The organism is Sphingomonas sp. Leaf407 (assembly GCF_001425385.1).
GTDB lineage: Bacteria > Pseudomonadota > Alphaproteobacteria > Sphingomonadales > Sphingomonadaceae > Sphingomonas.
In genome coordinates, this window is the sequence record NZ_LMQO01000001.1 from 516893 (window position 1) to 532668 (window position 15776).

A 15776-nucleotide genomic window follows, 5' to 3' on the forward strand; every position below is an offset into this window, starting at 1 on the left:
GGGGTCGCCGTCCGGCCTCTCTGCGCAGCCAATCGTCCCTTTGGCGAAAGCTGGAGCCTCAAGCGCTTCCTGCCACGCTTTGTCGCCGGGATGACGTCAGGCTCGACTTGGCCAACGCCGACTCTGTCCCATCGCGGAACGCCCCCGAATCCACGGGTGTACCCGCGCCCGATCCGGGGTAGGACCTGCCCATGGCCGCGAAGCTGCGAACCGCATTGGGAGTGACGCTGCTGCTGGGCGCGATCGGCGCGACGGCGGGGGGAGCGTTGATGCTGATTGGCGCGCACCCCGCCGCACCGGCCGCCCCGCCGCTGCCGGTCATCCGCGTCACGCCCACGCCGTCCGCCCGCCCGACTCCGGCGACCATCCGCCCGACGCCGACCCCCGCCGCGACTCCCGCGCCCGAGGCGATGGTCGTCCGCCACATCCTGACCATCGACGGTCCGTTCACCCACGGCCGCTGGCTGTGGGACGAAAGCGCCGCGCCCAAAACCGGCCCGATCGTCATCACCGTCGATCTGGACGCACAAGTCCTCTCGATCTTCCGTGACGGCTATGAGATTGGCACGGCGGTCGTGCTGTACGGCGCCGACTGGAAACCCACGCCGCTCGGCGCGCTCAAGATCACTCAGAAGGACGCCGACCATGTCAGCAACCTCTACGGCGCGCCGATGCCGTACATGCTCCGGCTGACCAACGACGGCATCTCGATCCACGGCAGCGACGTGCAGCCCGGCGGCGCGACCCATGGCTGCATCGGTGTCCCCACCGCCTTCGCCCGCAAGCTGTTCGCGGCGGTGAAACTCGGCGACCGCGTCATCATCACCAACGGCAAACGGCTGGCGATGGGCGCGGCGATCGCCCGCCGCTGACGTTTAGTGCCCGGCGGACCGGCGGTGGCCGACGCGGGCAGTTTCTGGTACGCCGAACCAAACGAGGACCGGGGGTTGCAATGCGAATGATGATGGTTGCGGCGGCGGCATTGCTCGTTGTCGGCTGCGGCGGTGCGGGCGGTAGCAGCGGGGGCGGGACGGTGTCGGGTCCGCCGCCATCGCCTACGCCGACCCCTACGCCGTCACCCTCGCCATCGCCCGCCGCGCTCTACACCAAGATCGCGGAAGCCGCCGTGCCGACGAAGTATTCCGCCATCTGCAACGATCCGCGTGTCGGGCTTAGGCTACTCGGTCTGGGCGACGGCGTCCGACTGCTTGGCGATCTGGTCAACGATGTTCAGATTGTCGAAAGCCCTTGGAGTGGTCGTCTGACCTTCGGAGCGGCCGACCGCACGCCCGGCATCGACCTTCCGGTACGGGAATATTCGCTGCCATTCGACGGAACCGAGCGGACGGTCCTGTCGCTGCGCCCATTACGCATCAACCAGCAGCTGTACGATTATGTCGGCCGGCTCGATCTCTATCGGCGCTCTACCGGAGGAAGCGACGGTTATTCCTACGGCTGCCTGTACGGTGCCCCGACTCTGACGACGGACCAGCCCACGTCGGTGATCCAGATTACGGGGCGGGTGACGGGTATTGCCTCGGTCACGGAAAGCCCTACGGTATCGCGCGGATACAATATGTCGATCAGCGAGAGTTCGATCGCTTTCGATCCGGTCCAGCGGCAGGTCACGGTCAGCGTGACGCTCAAGGGAACGCCGACGCGTGACACAAACCTGCCCGAGTTGTCGCTGGGAACCTTCAGCCAGACGATCCCGCTGTATGAAGACGCCTTCTACCGCGACGTACCGAGCGGCTCCACCGGTCAGCTCCAGGTATCCGGCACTTTCTTCGGGCCCATGTTCGCCGAAACCGCGGTGCTGTTTTCGATCACGGGCCAGACTCCCGAAAAACACTCCTTTTCGCTCATTGGCCAGATTACCGGCAAACGGTGATCGGCGGCGCGGCCGGCGGTTGCCGTCTCAGGCGACCGCCGCCTCACCCATCTCGTCGGGCTCGCGCAGCACGTAGCCGCGGCCCCACACCGTTTCGATGTAATTCTCGCCATCGCAGGCGGTGCTGAGCTTCTTGCGCAGCTTGCAGATGAAGACGTCGATGATCTTCAGCTCGGGCTCGTCCATGCCGCCGTACAGGTGGTTCAGGAACATTTCCTTGGTCAGCGTCGTGCCCTTGCGCAGCGAAAGCAGCTCGAGCATCGCATATTCCTTGCCGGTCAGGTGGACGCGCGACCCGTCGACCTCGACCGTCTTGGCATCGAGGTTCACCGCCAGCTTGCCGGTGCGGATCACCGACTGCGAATGGCCCTTCGACCGGCGCACCACCGCATGGATGCGCGCGATCAGTTCCTCGCGGTGGAACGGCTTGGTCACGTAATCGTCGGCGCCGAAGCCGAACGAGCGTACCTTGCTGTCCATCTCGTCGATGCCCGACAGGATCAGGACCGGCGTCTGCACCCGCGCCACGCGCAGCTTCTTCAGCACGTCATAGCCGTGCATGTCGGGCAGGTTCAGGTCGAGCAGGATGATGTCGTAATCGTACAGCTTGCCCAGATCGAGGCCTTCTTCGCCCAGATCGGTCGTATAGATATTGAAACCCTCGGTGGTCAGCATGAGCTCGATCGCCTTGGCGGTCGTCGGCTCGTCCTCGATCAGCAGCACGCGCATCCGGCAGTCCCCCGTTTCGCGGCACGCTCTTCCCTGTCGGCGCGCAAGCGAGAACAATTACTGTAAACCTTTCTGAAGGCAAAAGGTTAATTTCCGCTTAAGCCAGAACGATTCGTTAGGATGAGCGGTTAACGTGACTGGCATAAGCGCCGGAATCGTTCGGACAAAAACTCGATCAGCGCCTCGACCCGCGCGGGCCTGAGCGTGCCGGGCGGGGTCAGCAGGTGCAACGCCACCCCGGCCCCGGTCCATGCCTCCAGCACCGGCTCCAGCCGCCCGGCGGCGATGTCGGCATCGACCAGAAAATCGGGCAGCCGCGCCACGCCCAGTCCCGCGCGCAGCGCCGGCAGCATCGCCTCGCCGTTGTTCGTCGCCAGCGGCCCCGCCGGGCGGACCGCCACTTCCTCTGCGCCCTGCCGGAAATGCCAGATCGCGTTGGGCAGGTTGGTATAGCCGAAACAGGCATGATGGCCGAGGTCGGCGGGATGCGTCGGTCGGCCGTGTTTCTCCCAATAGGCCGGCGCGGCGACGATCCGTATCGCCACCGGGGCCAGCCGCCGCGCGCGCAGCGAACTGTCGGGCAGGTCGGCGATGCGCAGCGCCACGTCGATCCCGTCGGCCACGATGTCGACCTTGGCATCGGACAGCGTCAGGTCGATCTCGACGCCGGGATGCGCCGCAAGGAAATCGGCGATCGCCGGGGCGACATGGGCGAGGCCGAACGACATCGGCGCCGCCACCCGCACCAGACCGGTCGGCGCGGCGGCGGCATCGCGCGCCTGTTCCTCCGCCCCCTGCGCCTCGGCCAATATCCGCGCCGCCCGCTCGCTCAGCGACTGGCCGGCATCGGTCAACGCGAGCCGCCGCGACGTCCGGTGGAACAAGGTGGTGCCGAGCGACACCTCCAGCCGGGCGACCGCCTTCGACACCGTCGCCTTCGACACGCCGATCGATGCCGCCGCCGCGCTGAACGAGCGATGCTCCACCACGCAGGCGAACATCGCCCACGCCTCGAAATCCGGCAGCCGCATGGATGTTCCTCGTTCCCGAAACGATCGGTTTCCGACGTTTCCGTTTACGCGACTGTCACGCCGCCTATCTTGATCGTCAAGCAAGGAGACTTCGAATGATCGACAAACGTGACTTCGCCAGCCTCGGCCACGCCGACCACGGCTGGCTGAACGCCCGCCATCATTTCAGCTTCGCGAACTATTATGATCCCGCCCGCATGGGCTGGGGCGCGATCCGGGTGTGGAACGACGACGAGATCGCCGCCAATTCGGGTTTCCCGCCGCACCCGCACAAGGACATGGAGATCATCACCTATGTCCGCTCGGGCGCGATCACCCATCAGGATTCGATGGGCAACAAGGGCCGCACGTCGGCTGGCGACGTGCAGGTGATGAGCGCCGGTTCGGGCGTGCGCCACGCCGAATACAACCTCGAACCCGAAACGACCCGCATCTTCCAGATATGGATCGAACCGCGCCAGAAGGGCGGCACCCCGTCATGGGGAGCCAAGCCGTTCCCCAAGGGCGAGCGCTCGGGCAAGTTCGTGACGCTGGCCAGCGGTGCGGACGACGAGGATGCGCTGCGCATCCGCGCCGACGCCCGCGTGCTCGGCGCCACGCTGCGTGCCGGCGAGAGTGTGGAACATAGCGTGGGGGCGGGGCGTCACGCTTATCTGGTCGCCGCGACCGGCGCGTTCACCATCGACGGCGTCGCCTTTCAGGCACGCGACGGGGCGGCGCTCTCGGGCGGGCAGACCGTTACCATCACCGCGATCGAGGACAGCGAACTCGTTCTCGTCGACGCCGAATAAGCAACGTCTTTCCCAAGGGAGTATGCCTGCATGTCGAAGGTTCTGGTCCTCTATTATTCGTCCTACGGTCATATCGCGAAGATGGCCGACGCCATCGCCGAGGGTGCCCGCGCCGGCGGGGCCGAGGTGGATGTGCGCCGCGTGCGTGAAACCGCGCCCGACGAGGTCGCCAAGTCGGCGGGCTTCGTCGTCGCCGATCATCACGCGTTGCTGACCGATCCCAACGAACTGACCCACTACGATGCGATTATCGTCGGCACCGGCACCCGCTATGGTCGGATGTCGAGCCAGATGGCCGCCTTCTGGGACACGACCGGCGGCGTGTGGGCCAAGGGCGGGCTCGTCGGCAAGATCGGCGGCGCGTTCACCTCCACCGCGACCCAGCATGGCGGGCAGGAGACGACGCTGTTCTCGATCATCACCAACCTGCTGCACCATGGGCTGACGATCGTCGGCCTCGACTATGGTTATGACGGCCATGGCGGACTGGACGAAGTGAACGGCTCGACGCCCTATGGCGCCTCGACCATCGCGGCGGGCGACGGCAGCCGCCAGCCGACTGAGATCGAGCTGGGCGGCGCCCGCCATCAGGGCAAGCGCATTGCCGAACTCGCGACCAAGGTCTTCGGGTAAGACAGGGCAGGGGGCGCTCCGCCGGGCCGCCCCCTGCCCCCCGATCGCGCGGGTCGCCCTGCGCGACAATAGCAAGCATAACATATGTTAAATACCGGAAATTAGGAATTGGCGTCGCAGAACCGCCGGATGGATACCCTGCGATGAACCGCTGCGAGGGCTGCCGAAACGCCGCCGACCAGTTCGATCTGGCGATGGCGTTTCAGCCGATCGTCGATGTCGAAACCGGCACGCCATGGGCCTATGAAGCGCTGGTACGCGGCCCGAACGGCGAGGGGGCGGCAACGGTGCTCGCGACCGTCACCGACGCCAACCGCTATGCGTTCGACCAGCAATGCCGGGTGGCGGCGATCACCCAGGCCGTCGCCGCCGGCATCGTGCCGACCGGTGCCCGACTGTCGATCAACTTCCTGCCGAACGCGGTCTATTCGCCGGTCGCCTGTATCCAGTTGACGTTGCAGACCGCCGCTGCGGCGGGCTTCCCGACCGATCGCCTGATCTTCGAATTCACCGAGAATGAGGAAATCCGCGACACCGGGCATCTGGGCAATATCATCGATACCTATCGCCGGATGGGCTTCGCCACCGCGCTCGACGATTTCGGGGCGGGCCACGCCGGCCTCGCGCTGCTGGCCCGGCTGCAAACCGATGTCATCAAGCTCGACATGGAATTGATCCGCGACATCGATACCAGCCAGCCGCGCCGGATCATCGCCGAATATCTGGTCGCGATGCTCCACCGCCTCGGCATCACTGTAGTCGCCGAAGGCATCGAAACCCGCGAGGAATATGGCGCGCTGCGCGCCATGGGCGTGCGCTACATGCAGGGCTATCTGTTCGCCCGCCCGGGGTTCCGAACGCTGCCGACCCCGATGCTGCCGGTCGAAGTGCCGCTACGCCTGATCGCGTGAGCGGCCCTTGTTCGAGTAAGGGGGTCGGTCCCGATCGAACCAGGCTGGTTCCACGGCATCGCGTAGCCGCGTCAAAGCGCTACACCGGTGGTGCGCCACAGGAATTTCTTGGCGCGACCGACCGTGCCGCTGTCGTGCGAACGGCGGAGTTTGGTGGGTAGCGGTGTTGCACCACGGACACTGCTTCGGCATCGTTGGGGTATGAAGCTATCATTCTGGCGAACAACGGCGGCCGCTTTTCTGATGGCCGGAGCGGGATGCGCAAGCCGCACGACGACAGTGCCGTTCAATGTGATCGTTCGAGGTCCTGCAACGGCGTGCAGCATCGAAGTAAACAGACGCAAAGTCACCACGGACGAGTTACTGGCGATCGCGCGACCGGAAGCGAGGTTAGGGCGGCGAGCCCATATCGATGCCAATATAACGGAAACGCCTTACCGATGCTTGGGTGGCGCGATATACACGCTACAGATGGCGGGTTTCAAAGATGTGGGGTTTGCCGCCGAGCCACCTTCGAGCGAGAGGTAGCCTCATGTCCGAAATTGAGCGTTAGCGGACGGCTTGCCGAACCGCATCGGCCCAATCGTCAGGCGTGGCGGGATCGTTAAGCGCACATCGCGCGAAGCGCAGTTTCGCCGTCCAATAGGGTTGATGCTGGTCCGATTGCCGTTTGCGAAGGTTGCCACGAAGCGGCGATCCACTCAACGTCCGCAAACCCCGCGCCGATAATTCCGGCGTCACCGACAACCAGCCGATACTACTCGAAGCTATCGAATGCCCGTCGAATCTCGAACGGCGCCGAACTCGCCGACCCCGGCACGAAATCGGCGTGTCGCCGCCGCACCGCTTCCGGCGTCGCCCCGAACGCCTTGCGGAAACTGCGCGACAGCGCCGCCGGGTCGCGAAACCCATAGCGCCGGGCAAGCTCGGCCAGCGTGCTGGTGTTGCGCGGGTTGGACACCGCCCGGTGGAGCGCGCGCAGCCGGCGCATGCGATCATAGGCAAGCACGCCGCCATCGCGCTCGAACAGGCGATACACCACCGATCGCGACACCCCCAGCGCGGCGGTGATGCCCTCGATCGACAGGGTTCCGGGCGGCTGCGTCGCGACATGATCCTTCGCGGCGGCCAGCAGCGACGACGTTCCGGTACGCTGGATCGCCCCGGCGCGCAGCATCGCGGCGGCGGCAAGATCGCGCAGGATCGCCGCATAGAGCGGCGCGGCGCTCGCCGCCGCGTTGGGGAAAAAGCCGACCAGCCCGACACCGACATCGCGCAGCAGCGTCAGCTCGGCAACGGGAGGCAGCGGCCCCTGGAAATCGATCGGACCGGTCACTTCCTCAAGAAACCCCCGCGCAAAATACAGGATGAGGCAGCGGGTGCGGGTCGCCGTCACGGTGCTTGGCCGGCTGGAGTCGCGCAGGAAGGCGGCGGGGGCGGTCAGCACCGCCGTCGCGCCATCGGCCTCGAAGGTCATCGTACCGTCGAGCAACTGGCAATATTGAATGTAATCGGCGTCGACCGCGTTGACGAGCGCACGGTCGCGCACCGCGACGAACGGATCGACGTCGACCAGCGTCATCTGCAACGCGCCGAGGTTCCACATGTCGCCCCGGCATAGAAACGGGCCGGGTTCGGGCTGAGACAGCCGCGCACCGCGCGTATGCGCCGCCCAATAGGCAAATTGTTCGGCCACCGGTAAGACGGAGGTGTCCATGACGACCCTGGGGATCGTGCCGGAAGAATCGTCGTGCATCCCATATCCGGGCCAGATGTCGTCGCGTTCAGCGTCAGCCAAACGACCCGTCCGGGCAAGCCCGCTACCGTACCATCTCCCCCGGCGGCACCAGCCATAGTTTCCGCGCCGAGACATCGAGCGTCATCCCCCCGGCCAGCCCGAGCAGACCCATGCCGATCAGCCCGTCGCCGTTCGCGCCGTCGACCGCGTCGATGAACACCCGGGTCGAGGGCAGCGCCAGCGGCCCGACGCTCACTGCCGGTCCGGTACACAGCCGCCCGGTTCGCGCGCGGCCGTCGCCGGTGCGGAAGCTGCTGTCCTCGCATGCGGCATCGGCCATACCCAGCCGCGCCCATGCCGCCGGCGTCAGGATCAGCGCGCCGCTCAGCCCGGTATCGACCGTCACGATCATCCGCTTGCCGCCCAGCGTGATGGCGATACGCGGCCGCGCGTCGAGCAGATCGACCGCGCGCGCCGTGCGCTCGACCGTCCCGCCCGGCAGGAACGCAATCGTGCGCGCGCCCGGCCGTGTCGCGACTGCGAACCGGCGATAGAAATCGGCTCCGACGACCAGCGCGATCGGCCGCCCGATCGATCGCGACATCGGCACCAGATCGATTCCGGTCATCGACGGCAGCGTCACCGCGAACTGCCCGGCGACCGCCACGGCCACCCGCTCGACCCGCTGTCCATTGAGCGCGGTGCCGGCATCGACCCGTACCGACGCGCGCGGATCGATCGTCAGCCCCGCCGCGCGCGCGAAGCCCAGATCGACGAAACTGCGTTCCGCCCGGTTGTCGAGCAGCGCCCACGCCTCGCGCCCGGCGATCCGCACGCGGAACACCACCAGCCCGCCGACGTCCTCATATACGACCGGCCGGCGCGCAGCCGCCGGCGGCAGGCGAATCACCGGAGCGACCGGCCGGGGCGGGACAGGGGCGGCGGCCTGCGCGCCAAGGATCAGCGACAGTGCAGCCCCGATCAACCGGTTTTCTCCTGAGGTTGAAAGACATGCTCGCACCCGCCGCTCACCCCGGCAAGCACTGTCCTGCGACCGGGCCGAAATGTCAGGCCAAGATCTACATGCAACGATCCCGGAGGATCTTTCCAATCTCTATCCGTCGTCACCCCGGACCTGTTCCGGGGGCTACCGTTCCACCGGCAATGGCGTTCGCCCGTCCAGCGGTGTCGATTGCGGCGCTGCGGGTCCGGGGTGACGGGTTTGGCAACGGCATCGCTGCATGCTGATACGGTTCAGGCCATGGGTACGTCCCGCCCGGTTTCATCCTGAATCCAGATTCCGCGTGCCAGCGCCACAGGCATTACGACCGCCCGGGAGAAGAACCAACCGAACCCCGAAACGCACCCCCTCCGCGTTTCCGCGCGAACCAACTGCCCGCCCGAAAAACCGAAGCGCAACCTTCGGTAAACGCCCCGCTACCGCACCCCCGGCTCGGCCGGAAACCGCGTCCGCGCTTCGGCGAACAGGCCGCGCGCCACCGGCGCACCCGCTTGCGCCGCCGCCGTGCCGACCCAGCGCCAGTGCCACGGCTCCCACTTCACCTGCTGGTGGTTTCCCGCGGGAAACGACATTTCGAAGCCGAAGCTTGCCGCATTGGCGCGCAGCCACCGCCCCGCCGGGGTCGCGGCGAAACACGCCTCGGCATCGCATGCCCGCGAGGTGCTGGTCCCGAAATCGATGACATAGCCGGTGGCATGCTCGCTATGCCCCGGCGGCGCGGAGGCCCATGCCCGCTCGGTAAAACTGCCCGATCCGTCACGGCCGATTCCGCCGCAGAAGGTCTGCCGCTGGAGCGCCTCCGACCGGTGGCACGATACCGCGCGCAGCGTGCCGCGCACCGCCGGATCGGCGTCGGCCGCCGCCAGCAGCCGCCCAAGGTCAACCAGCATCGCCGGATGCACCTTGCAACTGCCGCCGCCGAGCGACGCCGGCGCGTCGACCAGCGCGCTCGCCGGCGTGTCGGGATAGGCGAAGTGGTTGAACAGCCGCCCGTCGGCACCCGGCTGCACCATGCCCCGCCCGCACAGCGCGACCGGTTGCACCACTTGGCGTGGCACCATCACCACCGGCGGCACGACCGGGGTCGGCGTCGCTATGGGCACCACGACCGGCGGTACGGCAGGCGGCGTCGCCACCGGCGTACAGGCAATGGGCATCAAGCAGGCGAGGACAGGCAGCGAACGACGCACAAGTTTCTCCCGGGTCGCATCCTCTCGCCTCGGGCAACCACTGGCATGGTACGGCCAAGGATGGCAAGGAGACGAAATGCTCGATGACCTTGTCCTGTTCATCGATGGCGAAGCGATCGTCCTCGATAAACCCGCCGGCCTGCCGGTCGATCCCCCGCGCGACGGTTCGCCCAGCATCGCCGGGCGCGCCGATGAACTGCGCTTCACCTTCCAGCGCGAACCCACGCCGGTCCACCGCCTCGACCGCGATACCAGCGGTTGCCTGCTGCTGGCGCGCAACCCGAAGGCGCATGCCCGCTTCCAGCAGGCGTTCGAACAGGGCCGGGTGACGAAACGCTATCTCGCCGTGCTGGACGGCGTGCCTGACGCCGAATCCGGCGAGATCGACCTGCCGCTGGCCAAGGTCAGCAGCGTCGAGGACGGCTGGCGCATGGTCGGCGATCCGCGGGGCAAGGCGGCGCGGACCAACTGGCGGCTGCTGCGCACCATCGACGGGCGCGCGCTGGTGGCGCTGTTCCCCGAAACCGGGCGCACCCACCAGATCCGCGTGCATATGGCCGAAGGGCTGGGCTGCCCGGTCGCGGGCGACCCGGTCTATGGCCGGGGCGAGGGGCTCATGCTGCTCCACGCCGCCGGGCTGGTCGTGCCGCGCGACAACAAGCCCGCGATCGACGTGACCGCGCCATGGCCGCAAAGCTTCGTCGCCGCCGGCTTCGACGAGGGGTAGGTGCCGCGCATCGCGATCACCCGCGCCATCGCGATCGACAGCGGCGAGCTGGAGGAAAGCTTTACCCGCGCCTCCGGGCCGGGCGGGCAGCACGTCAATACCACCGACAGCGCGGTGCTGCTGCGCTTCGACGTCATGGCCTCGCCCGGCCTGCCCGACGCGGTGAAGCTGCGTCTCGCCACGCTCGCCGGATCGCGGCTGAGCAAGGACGGCGTGCTGACGTTGCGCGCCGACGCCTCGCGCTCGCAGGAGCTGAACCGGCGCGAGGCGCGCGAACGCCTGTTCGCGCTGATCCGCGAAGCGACGATCGTACCCAAGAAACGCCGCCCGACCAAACCGACCAAGGCCTCGCAGGTCCGCCGGGTGGAGGGCAAGAAGGGCCGGGCACAGGTGAAGGCCGGGCGCGGCAAGGTGCGGATGGATTGAGGGACGGCGGAACGGCGCTGTCCTGCAAGGCGCGAACCCGATATGCGTCAGCGATGTTCTTCAAACGCCATCTGGAGCGGATGCGATCGCTGTTCCTCGACCAGTTCGAGGTGGAGGGTCGCGATTATCTTTTCCGCAAGAACATGAAGGAGCCGCCGATCCGCGTCACCGCGATCGAACGCGATGCGTTCGCGGCGGATTTCGTGCGGCGCGTGAAACATATCGTTTGGGCGCTGCTGGTCGCGACGGTCCTGTTATGCGTCGTTCCTGTGCTGATCGCCCCGGATACTGATGAAGGAATCCAAAAGACTGTTATCGGCATCGGCGTCGGTGGCATCCTGACGCTCTGCCTTGGGGCCGGCTATTTGGCATGGGCAGCCCCGGCACGGGCGTTGGAGCGCCGCCTCGTCATGGGATTGCCCCGGTCGAAAGCGGAGATGCGCCGCCGGGCCCTGGAAGAGATGACCTACGGTCAACTGGTTCTGGGCCTGATAGGCGCCGCGTTGATCTTAATATCGAAAGGCATGGACTCATGGTGGACGATCTTCGCCGGAGGTCTTGTCGTTACGGCATTGGTGCAAGCCATCCGCAAATGGCGTTTCGATCGCAGCCGCGACAACTGACACCATTGGCCCCGCCACCCCGCACCCCTACATCGCGGCCATGTACCAGTTCGACATCTCCGCCGCCGACAAGGCCGACCTCTACCGCGATCTCCTGTCGGCGCTCGATTCGCTGACCGCCGACGAGGGCGACGCGATCGCCAACATGGCCAATGCCTCGGCGTTGCTGATGCAGTATCTGCCCGACCTCAACTGGTCGGGCTTCTACCGGTTGGTCGACGACGAACTGGTGCTGGGGCCGTTTCAGGGCAAGGCGGCGTGCATCCGCATCGCGCTGGGCAAGGGGGTGTGCGGCACCGCCGCCGCCAACCGCACGACGCAACTGGTGCCCGACGTCCACGCCTTCCCCGGCCATATCGCCTGCGACGCCGACAGCCGCGCCGAACTGGTCGTGCCGATCGTGGTCGGCGACCGGCTGGTCGGCGTGCTCGACCTCGACAGCCCGGTCGCTGGCCGGTTCGATGCGGCCGATCAGGCGGGGTGCGAGGCGCTGATAGCGATGCTGGCCCCGCGCATCGCCTGATTGCTCCAAGGCGGGACGATCGCCGCGACGTTTGCCGCGTTGGCGGGGAACCGGCGCGCGTGGTAAGGTTTCGGCAACCATATTCGCGGGCGGTTCCAGCCCGCAGCCAATCAGGGAGCCGTTTGGCCGATGCGCACGCCGTTGATCGCCGCCACCATAGCCTTTGCCGCCGCGACCGCCCTGCCGACCGGCGTGGCCGATGCGCAGGTCGTCGCCCATGGCCAGCGGGGGCATGCGCCCCGCATGGTGCCCGGCGGCCATCCGCGCGTGAATCTGCCCGGTCCGCGCTGGGGCGGCAAGGTGCGCGGGCGCTGGTACGGCGGCCATTACGCGCCGGGCGGCTGGAACGCCTATCGCCAGCCGGCGCGCGGCTGGATCATGCCGCGCTACTGGGTCGCGCCGAGCTTTTATGTCCAGGACTGGTCGACCTACGGCCTCGCCCAGCCGCAGGCGGGCTATGGCTGGTATCGCTATTATGACGACGCCGTGCTCGCCGATCGCGATGGCCGGGTGTACGACTATCGCGGCGGCATCGACTGGGATGCACGCGACGACGGACGCTATGTCCGCGACGATCGCTATTACGACGACCGGTACGAGGGTGAGCGCGTCGTCACCCGCCGCGACAACGGCGTCGGCGGTGCGGTGATCGGCGGGGTCGTCGGCGGGGTGGCGGGCAACGTCATCGCTGGACGCGGCAACCGGCTGGGCGGCACGATCCTCGGCGCGGGGGTAGGGGCGCTGGCCGGCACCGCGATCGACCGCGCGGAAGATCGCGGCCGCCGCATGCCCCCGCCGCCGCCCGAATATGGCGCGCCCTATGCCGTGCTGGGCGACGACGTGCCGGTTGCCCCCGACGACGGCTATTACGACGATCGCGGCGCGCCCGACGTTGTCTATGCGCCCCCACGCGAACAGGTGCAGCCAATCGGCCGGTCGTACGACCGCCGGGTCGAGCGCCGCTATGTCGAACGCGGCCCGGTGCGCGGCGGCTATGTCGAAACGCATCCGCAGGTCGGTGGCTATACCACCACGACCAGCAGCTATGGCGCGGCGGGCGGCTATGTCGCAAACGGCTATTATTATCCGCCGGCGACGGTGACGACGGTCACGGTCGGTTCGCCCACCGTCACCACGACGACCACGACCGAAGAGATCGTGACCTATTCGAGCCCACGCACCGTCAAGCGCCGCGCGACCTATCGCGCGCGGCCGTCCAAGACGCTCTGCCGCTGCTGACCGGGCGGGCGGGGCGGCCGTTCAGCGGCTGCCCCGCCCGGCGAAGGTCGCGATGCTCTCCGCACCCAATGCGGACAGCGCGGATACTGCGACGAAATGATCGTCGACGATCACGCCCTTGAGCACCGCCTCGGTGCCGGTGACGTCGTGGCTTTCGCGCCAGTCCTGCGCGTCGTTGCGCCGCCAGCGGATGCGATAGCCCGCCGCACCCGGCACCGCGGCCCAGCGCACCGTCGTATCGGTCGCCAGCGCCCCCTCGATCGACGCGGTGGCCGGTGCCGCCGGGGCGGCGGCCAGCCGGGCGATCGTCGCGACGTTCAGCGCGGTCACTTTCGCCAGATAGGGAAAGTCCATCCGGTCGATCGTATCGCCATAAATACGGGTGCCGTCGCGGCGCAGGTCCTGATGCTGGGCATCGTAATTCTCGACCCCGACCGAGAAGCGGACCGCCGGATAGCCGAGTTTGAGGAACGGTTCATGATCGCCGCCCCGCCCGAACCGGTCGGGCCGCCGGTCGAGAAACGCATCGAGCCCGCCGGGCAACGTGGCGGCGACCGTATCCACCGTCTTGGCCAGCGCCCGCGACGGGCCGTCATCCTCGCCGCCGGCGGCACGCCGCGCGATCTGCTGCTCGATCGATTCGGACGCGCGAATCCCTTCGGAAAAGACCCGCACCCGGTCGGCGATCCGGCGGCCGTCCTGCCCGATCGTATTGCCGACAATGTCGTTGTTGAGCACCGCGGTAACGGTCCAGCCACGTTCCTTCGCGGTGTCGGCAAGGAGTTGCGCGCCCCACAGCCCCTGTTCCTCGCCCGACAGCGCGGCATAGACGATCGTCGCGTCGAACTTTTCCCTCGACAGGATGCGTGCCGTCTCCAGCACCAGCGCCACGCCCGACGCATCGTCGTTGGCACCGGGCGCGTCGCTGGTCGCATTCATCACGTCGCTGACGCGGCTGTCGATATGGCCCATCACGATCACGACTCGTTTCGGATCGCGACCCTGCTGAAAGCCCAGCACGTCGACGACGTTTACCCCGTTCGGCGCGCGCGGTCCCGAAAAGCCCCGCGCGATATTGGCGACGGTGATGCAATTGCCGCAGGTGCTGCCAATCCGGGTCAGCGCATCGGCGAACCAGCGCCGCGCCGCGCCGATCCCGCGGGTCGCATGATCGGGGTCCGACGCGGTGTGCCGCGTGCCGAATCCGACGAGCGTTGCCACATCGGCACGGAGCCGTTCGGGGCGGGGGGCATCGCGGGCGATCGCAGGGAACGAAAGGGCAAGGGCGGGCAGCAGGAGAAAGTGGCGCATTTGAACAGGATGCCGCCGCGCGTCGCGAAGCTCAACCGGTTTCATGCGATACCCATGGCATGCCAAAACCTACTATCGAACTAGGGTTGATGCAGAAATAGAATGTTTGGTTTCGTTTTTTGCAATTGCTAACGGACCGCGTGCGATGCACAACGACTGTGCCTTTCAGGCATCCTCTCCTAAAAACTTTCAGGGTCGGCTTCGCCGGCCCTTTTTTTTGTGCGCGCGTGGCGCTAACGGACCTCTCGCCAGCGCTGCGCTGATAATAATAGAGGATGCGGCCGGAAATTCCGGCAAACAGCAGCAGCTTGCGGGGGATCGAGCGCGAATGGCGTTCCGCGGCTCTCCCCCGCACGGCATCTCCCACCATTCATCTTCAGCGGTTCTACCTGAACCCCGCCCGAACGAATCAGCTCAGCCGGTCGATCGCGTCGCTGTCGAGGCTGCCGGGGACGATCATCACCGGCACCGGCAGCGCGCCGGCATCGGTGCCCGAAAAATGACTGACCAGTGGTCCGGGCGCACCGGTCGCGGCGGCGCCCAGCACCAGCGCGGCGATCTCGGGATTGGCGGCGATCATCTCGCGCACGATTCGCGCGCCATCACCGATCCGTACGGTCAGATGCGGTTGCAGCCCCGATTCGGCGATCAGCGTTCCCGCCGCCGCCTGCAACAATGCCTCGGCGCGTTCCTTGGCTTCCTCCTCGATCGTCGCCTGCACGCCGCCCCACGGCGCGAACTCCTGCGGTTCGACCAGCGCCAGCACCTCGACGCCGCCGTTGGTCTTCACCGCGCGGCGGGCGGCGAAGCGCAGCGCGACCGCGCTTTCCGGGTTCTCGTCGACCACCACCAGATAGGTCCGCATCCATCGCTCCCCTTAAGCCGATATTCATGCGCACGACCCTGCCGCTCACGCAAGACGGCGCGCAGGGCTTGACCCGGACGCGCCCGGCGGCGAAGAGGCGCGACGAGCCTGAGAGGACCAATCTGCC

17 protein-coding genes are annotated in these 15776 nt (G+C 67.2%); 10 read left to right on the forward strand and 7 right to left on the reverse strand.

The genetic code is table 11. The annotated features are described in order from the left end of the window. Positions 1 to 191 precede the first annotated feature (191 nt). Together ASG37_RS02390 and ASG37_RS02395 are read left to right on the forward strand one after the other, a co-directional pair. The gene (locus ASG37_RS02390; protein ID WP_055755707.1) at positions 192 to 872 is read left to right on the forward strand and encodes a L,D-transpeptidase family protein; all 681 of its coding nucleotides are present in this window, start codon (positions 192 to 194) and stop codon (positions 870 to 872) included. A gap of 86 nt (positions 873 to 958) precedes the next feature. Then, positions 959 to 1891 carry a hypothetical protein gene (locus ASG37_RS02395; RefSeq protein ID WP_055755709.1) on the forward strand — a complete coding sequence of 311 codons (933 nt, stop codon included), beginning with the start codon at positions 959 to 961 and terminating at the stop codon, positions 1889 to 1891. Between the two features lie 27 nt (positions 1892 to 1918). Here ASG37_RS02395 and ctrA read toward each other — a convergent pair whose 3' ends face one another. After that, positions 1919 to 2620 carry a response regulator transcription factor CtrA gene (ctrA, locus tag ASG37_RS02400; RefSeq protein WP_055755711.1) on the reverse strand — a complete coding sequence of 234 codons (702 nt, stop codon included), beginning with the start codon at positions 2618 to 2620 and terminating at the stop codon, positions 1919 to 1921. A 128-nt stretch (positions 2621 to 2748) separates the two neighbouring features. Then, entirely contained in the window at positions 2749 to 3651 is a 903-nt protein-coding gene (locus tag ASG37_RS02405) for a LysR family transcriptional regulator (protein ID WP_055755713.1), read from the reverse strand. Between the two features lie 95 nt (positions 3652 to 3746). On the opposite strand from ASG37_RS02405, the gene ASG37_RS02410 reads away from it, so the two are divergent. From ASG37_RS02410 to ASG37_RS02420, 3 genes are all read left to right on the forward strand, one after another. Next, positions 3747 to 4442, forward strand: coding sequence for a pirin family protein (locus ASG37_RS02410; protein ID WP_055755715.1), 696 nt, complete (start codon positions 3747 to 3749; stop codon positions 4440 to 4442). Positions 4443 to 4472: 30 nt separating this feature from the next. Then, positions 4473 to 5075, forward strand: a complete 603-nt coding sequence (gene wrbA / locus ASG37_RS02415) for an NAD(P)H:quinone oxidoreductase (protein ID WP_055755717.1) — start codon at positions 4473 to 4475, stop codon at positions 5073 to 5075. Between the two features lie 143 nt (positions 5076 to 5218). Continuing rightward, a complete protein-coding gene (locus ASG37_RS02420; RefSeq protein WP_082447940.1) occupies positions 5219 to 5986 on the forward strand; it encodes an EAL domain-containing protein in 768 nt (255 codons plus the stop codon). A 757-nt stretch (positions 5987 to 6743) separates the two neighbouring features. On the opposite strand, the gene ASG37_RS02425 is transcribed toward ASG37_RS02420, so the two are convergent. The 3 genes from ASG37_RS02425 to ASG37_RS02435 all read right to left on the reverse strand — a co-directional run bounded on the left by ASG37_RS02425 (position 6744) and on the right by ASG37_RS02435 (position 9902). Then, positions 6744 to 7703 (reverse strand): AraC family transcriptional regulator, encoded by a 960-nt coding sequence (locus ASG37_RS02425; protein WP_162233445.1) that lies wholly within the window; start codon positions 7701 to 7703, stop codon positions 6744 to 6746. A 103-nt stretch (positions 7704 to 7806) separates the two neighbouring features. Further along, positions 7807 to 8709 (reverse strand): aspartyl protease family protein, encoded by a 903-nt coding sequence (locus ASG37_RS02430; protein WP_055755719.1) that lies wholly within the window; start codon positions 8707 to 8709, stop codon positions 7807 to 7809. A 452-nt stretch (positions 8710 to 9161) separates the two neighbouring features. Next, entirely contained in the window at positions 9162 to 9902 is a 741-nt protein-coding gene (locus ASG37_RS02435) for a M15 family metallopeptidase (protein ID WP_055755720.1), read from the reverse strand. Between the two features lie 109 nt (positions 9903 to 10011). On the opposite strand from ASG37_RS02435, the gene ASG37_RS02440 reads away from it, so the two are divergent. From ASG37_RS02440 to ASG37_RS02460, 5 genes are all read left to right on the forward strand, one after another. Continuing rightward, complete coding sequence (locus ASG37_RS02440) at positions 10012 to 10662, forward strand: RluA family pseudouridine synthase (RefSeq protein ID WP_055755722.1); 651 nt, start codon at positions 10012 to 10014, stop codon at positions 10660 to 10662. After that, the gene (arfB, locus tag ASG37_RS02445) at positions 10663 to 11088 is read left to right on the forward strand and encodes an alternative ribosome rescue aminoacyl-tRNA hydrolase ArfB (RefSeq protein ID WP_055755724.1); all 426 of its coding nucleotides are present in this window, start codon (positions 10663 to 10665) and stop codon (positions 11086 to 11088) included. Between the two features lie 53 nt (positions 11089 to 11141). After that, the gene (locus ASG37_RS02450; protein ID WP_055755726.1) at positions 11142 to 11711 is read left to right on the forward strand and encodes a hypothetical protein; all 570 of its coding nucleotides are present in this window, start codon (positions 11142 to 11144) and stop codon (positions 11709 to 11711) included. A 40-nt stretch (positions 11712 to 11751) separates the two neighbouring features. Further along, positions 11752 to 12234: a GAF domain-containing protein gene (locus tag ASG37_RS02455; RefSeq protein WP_055755728.1), complete on the forward strand. Its 483-nt coding sequence runs from the start codon at positions 11752 to 11754 to the stop codon at positions 12232 to 12234. Positions 12235 to 12363: 129 nt separating this feature from the next. Beyond that, positions 12364 to 13473: an RcnB family protein gene (locus ASG37_RS02460; protein ID WP_055755729.1), complete on the forward strand. Its 1110-nt coding sequence runs from the start codon at positions 12364 to 12366 to the stop codon at positions 13471 to 13473. Positions 13474 to 13494: 21 nt separating this feature from the next. Here ASG37_RS02460 and ASG37_RS02465 read toward each other — a convergent pair whose 3' ends face one another. Together ASG37_RS02465 and ASG37_RS02470 are read right to left on the reverse strand one after the other, a co-directional pair. After that, on the reverse strand, positions 13495 to 14784 hold the full coding sequence (locus ASG37_RS02465; protein ID WP_055755731.1) for a M20/M25/M40 family metallo-hydrolase: 1290 nt from the start codon (positions 14782 to 14784) through the stop codon (positions 13495 to 13497). Positions 14785 to 15193: 409 nt separating this feature from the next. Further along, complete coding sequence (locus tag ASG37_RS02470; protein ID WP_055755733.1) at positions 15194 to 15649, reverse strand: universal stress protein; 456 nt, start codon at positions 15647 to 15649, stop codon at positions 15194 to 15196. Between the last annotated feature and the right edge of the window lie 127 nt (positions 15650 to 15776).